4 protein-coding genes are annotated in these 3454 nt (G+C 62.0%); 3 read left to right on the plus strand and 1 reads right to left on the minus strand.

Annotated features, from left to right (window positions below; genetic code table 11):
• Positions 1-1594, minus strand: a 1594-nt coding sequence (locus O7A61_RS31530; RefSeq protein ID WP_337133071.1) for a type IIL restriction-modification enzyme MmeI, incomplete at its 3' end; no start/stop codon positions are given.
• A gap of 105 nt (positions 1595-1699) precedes the next feature.
• Between O7A61_RS31530 and O7A61_RS31535 the strand changes: the two genes are divergently transcribed.
• The 3 genes from O7A61_RS31535 (at position 1700) to O7A61_RS31545 (ending at position 3423) form a co-directional block, all read left to right on the plus strand.
• The gene (locus O7A61_RS31535; RefSeq protein ID WP_337133072.1) at positions 1700-2464 is read left to right on the plus strand and encodes an SDR family oxidoreductase; all 765 of its coding nucleotides are present in this window, start codon (positions 1700-1702) and stop codon (positions 2462-2464) included.
• 159 nt (positions 2465-2623) lie between these two features.
• Complete coding sequence (locus O7A61_RS31540; protein ID WP_140509564.1) at positions 2624-2935, plus strand: ArsR/SmtB family transcription factor; 312 nt, start codon at positions 2624-2626, stop codon at positions 2933-2935.
• Between the two features lie 2 nt (positions 2936-2937).
• The gene (locus O7A61_RS31545; RefSeq protein WP_337133073.1) at positions 2938-3423 is read left to right on the plus strand and encodes an SRPBCC family protein; all 486 of its coding nucleotides are present in this window, start codon (positions 2938-2940) and stop codon (positions 3421-3423) included.
• The last annotated feature ends 31 nt before the right edge of the window (positions 3424-3454 follow it).

Genomic DNA, 3454 nt, shown 5'->3' on the forward strand with positions numbered 1-3454 from the left:
ACGCAGCGGCGTCAGACGGGCATTCTTGTGGATGTTCATTCGGACCCTCCGATCTGTACTGAAGCCTGGTAACTCCAGTCTCCTCGGTTCGGTCCGAATGGACAACCTCCCGAAAGCTCACAACTAGGTCTGCAATGGGCACAGCACGAGGGTTTAACTCCAGCCCAAAGAACTGGTGCGGATCAACCGTCTCGCCCTTCATCAGGAACTTCGGTGCATCCTCGCCAAGGTCGTCCAGGGCCTCCAGCACCTCGCCTTCAAGCCGCTTCATCAATTCGAGGCTGACATAGAGGAAGTTGCCTGTGCCACAGGCTGGGTCCAGAACACGTGTCGTGCAGAGTTTGTGGTGGTAATCCTTCACCGCAGCCAAGGCTCCAGCTTGGTCCCCTTTGTCTCGTAGTTCCTTCACCTGCCCCTGAACAAGCTCCCAATCGGCGCGCAACGGTTCGACTATCGTGGGCACAACAAGACGTTCGACATAGGCGCGCGGCGTGTAGTGCGCTCCCAACTTCGACCGCTCGTGCGGATCAAGCGCACGCTCAAGCAGCGTACCGAAGATGGCAGGCTCTACATCTGACCAATCCTTACCTGCTGCGATCCACAGCTCGCTGATGTCGTCGCGCGCGAGAGGCAGGGCTGTTCGCTTCTTGAACAGCGAACCATTGAACTTTTTCAACGTCGCGTTCAGATGAGGAGCATAGCCGCCACTGTCCATCACAGCCCAAAGGCTTTCCAGCGCCGAAACGAAATGTTCGGGCGTGTCTTTCATCTGCCCGAGTAGCTTCTGGAAACCCTTCTCGGGAATGAGCTTCACGTCTTCCGCGAACATCGTGAACAGACAGCGCATCAGGAACTCGGCAACGTCCTTTGCGTCGTGCTTGCCCTCCAGCCGCTTCGCGATCCTCGCGAGTCGTTCGGCTATGTCTCGTGTGACCTCGGCTGAAACCTTGGTAGGGTCCAGCGAATGCGGGTCAGTCCAAATGGCGCGGAGCCGCGCCTGTACCTTCGCATCCCGAAGATCGTCCATGCCGATGCGGTAGGACTGCCTATCGGGGAAGTGGGCGTAGTTCTTGCCTTGGCCGGAGAAGTCAGCATAGACCTCTATCACATGCCCGACATCGACCACGAGCAGGAAGGGCGGATAGCCGTGTTCGACCGGCAAGGCCCGAGCGTAGTCCTCCGCCTGCTTACGCGCGGCTAGCATGACCTGATCCCAGCCCCTCGTACCGCGCTTAGCCTGGCCGGGTTTGCGGTGGGATGCCTCCTCTGGGATCAACAGCAACTGGCTGGCATCGACCTTAGCAGCCTGACGTTTGCCCGACTGCTTGGCTTCGAGGATGAAGCTACCCTTGCGATAACAGTCGATTCTTCCTGCGGAGCGAGTGCCGTCAGGATGCTTGAAATCCACCCTACGCTCGAACACATAGTCGTTCAGATGATTTTGTTCCTGCGCCATAGCAGGACGGTCGAGACCTAAAGCCTCGCACAGGCCCATTACAAAGAGTTGGTAGTTGGCAAGTTCGGACCCGCCGGAGGCTTGCGCCTCGGCAATAAGTGTTTCGAGCCTAACGATATTGATCGGTTGTTCCCCCATACCCTAAGTATTCGAACACGCACCAGAAAGACAATGAGAAACATGACGCACAAGGACGATGTTTTTTCACGCGAGCATCCAACATCAATCCATGCGAGTGCTGACGTGGTTGCCCCCACCTCCAAAATCCGGCGCGTCCTGATCACCGGCGCTGGCGCTGTTGACGGCATCGGCTTTGCCATTGCGCGCCGGTTTGGCCAGGCGGGATATGCGGTTTTCCTCACCGGCGCCAGTGCGCGGGTGCTGGAGCGCGCTGGCGAGCTTCGGGGCGAGGGCATTTATGCCACGGCCGCGGTCGCCGATCTCACCATTGCCGCGGAGGTGGCGCGGCTGCGGGCCGAGGTCGGCGCTGTCGATATCCTGGTCAACAATGCCGGCATGGGATCGCTGGCCTCGCCGTCTGTCGACAAGACGTTCCTGGCGATGAGCGAGGCCGAGTGGGACCAGGGCATCGAGACCAGTCTGAAGACAGCGTTTCTCGTCACCAGGGCGTTTCTGCCGGCGATGGTCGAAGCGGGGTATGGGCGCATCGTCAATGTCGCATCGGTGACCGGGCCGCTGGTCTCCTACCAGGGCACCGCCGCCTATTCCGCCGCGAAGGCCGGGATGGTCGGCCTGACCCGTACATTGGCGCTGGAAGTGGCGCGCCACGGCGTCACCGCCAATGCCGTGGCGCCTGGCTGGATCGAGACAGGCGCGTCGAGCGAGGCGGAGCGGATAGCGGCCCTGCATGCACCGCCGGGCCGCGCCGGCCGGCCGGACGAGGTCGCGGCGGCGGTCGTGTTCCTGGCCTCGGAGAGCGCCAGCTATATCAACGGCGCCTTGCTGGTGGTCGACGGCGGCAACAGCCTTGAAGAGCGCAAGGGATAGCCGCGCGGCCAAGCCCTATGCCCGGGTGGATTTCGACCTTCGTAATTCCTTCCACCCGAATTGAACCGTGATCTCTCTCGGGAGTCAATTTCCGCGCTGCCAAACAGGGCCCGCCACGCGCCGCTTGACTCAATCATCAGTCTACACTAATCATAAGCCATGACTGTTGATAGCGCACAGCTTGCCGCCCTGGGTGATCCGACCCGAAGGCAGATTTTCGAGCTGATCGCGGAGCGGCCGCGCACGGTGGCGGAGGTCACGCGGCAGGTCAGCGTGTCGCAGTCCGCGGTGTCGCAGCATCTCAAGGTGCTTCGGGATTCGCGGCTGGTGCGCGCGGAGCCGAAGGGCGCCAGCAACGTCTACCACATCGATCCGCACGGGCTTGGCCAGATGCGCGCCTGGCTCGACCGGTTCTGGAGCAAGACGCTCGCGGCCTACAAGCTGGCCGTCGAGACCCCACCAGAGGAGTGACCATGAACACGCAAGTCCCCATCGCCTCCGTGAAACAATCCGTGGTGGTCGAGGCGCCGATCGCGCGCGCCTTCAAGGTCTTCACCGAGGATTTCGGCAGTTTCAAACCACCGGAGCACAATCTGCTTGCAGCCCAGATCGCAGAGACGGTGTTCGAGCCTCGGGTCGGCGGCCACGTCTATGACCGCGGCGTCGATGGCAGCGAGTGCCGCTGGGCGCGCGTGCTGGCTTACGAGCCGCCCAACCGCGTGCTCTTGAGCTGGGACATCAGCCCGCAATGGCGCATCGAGACCGATCCGGCCAAGACCAGCGAGTGGGAGGTGCGGTTCACCGCCGAAACGGCTGAGCGCACCCGCGTCGAAATCGAGCACCGCAACCTGGAGCGCCATGGCCAGGGCTGGGAAGGCGTCCGCGACGGCGTCGCCGGCGATCAGGGCTGGCCGCTCTATCTGCAGCGCTATGCCGAGCTGGTCGCCCGGCAGGCCTGACCGCAGTTTTTATAGGCGCTTCGCCGCAGGG

Source organism: Mesorhizobium sp. Cs1321R2N1, from assembly GCF_037179725.1.
GTDB classification, from domain to species: Bacteria; Pseudomonadota; Alphaproteobacteria; order Rhizobiales; family Rhizobiaceae; genus Mesorhizobium; species Mesorhizobium salmacidum.

Excerpts from the sequence above, each read along its gene's own strand:
- O7A61_RS31540 (WP_140509564.1), top strand. The coding sequence starts at position 2,624 with ATGACTGTTGATAGCGCACAGCTTGCCGCCCTGGGTGATCCGACCCGA.
- O7A61_RS31545 (WP_337133073.1), top strand. The coding sequence starts at position 2,938 with ATGAACACGCAAGTCCCCATCGCCTCCGTGAAACAATCCGTGGTGGTC.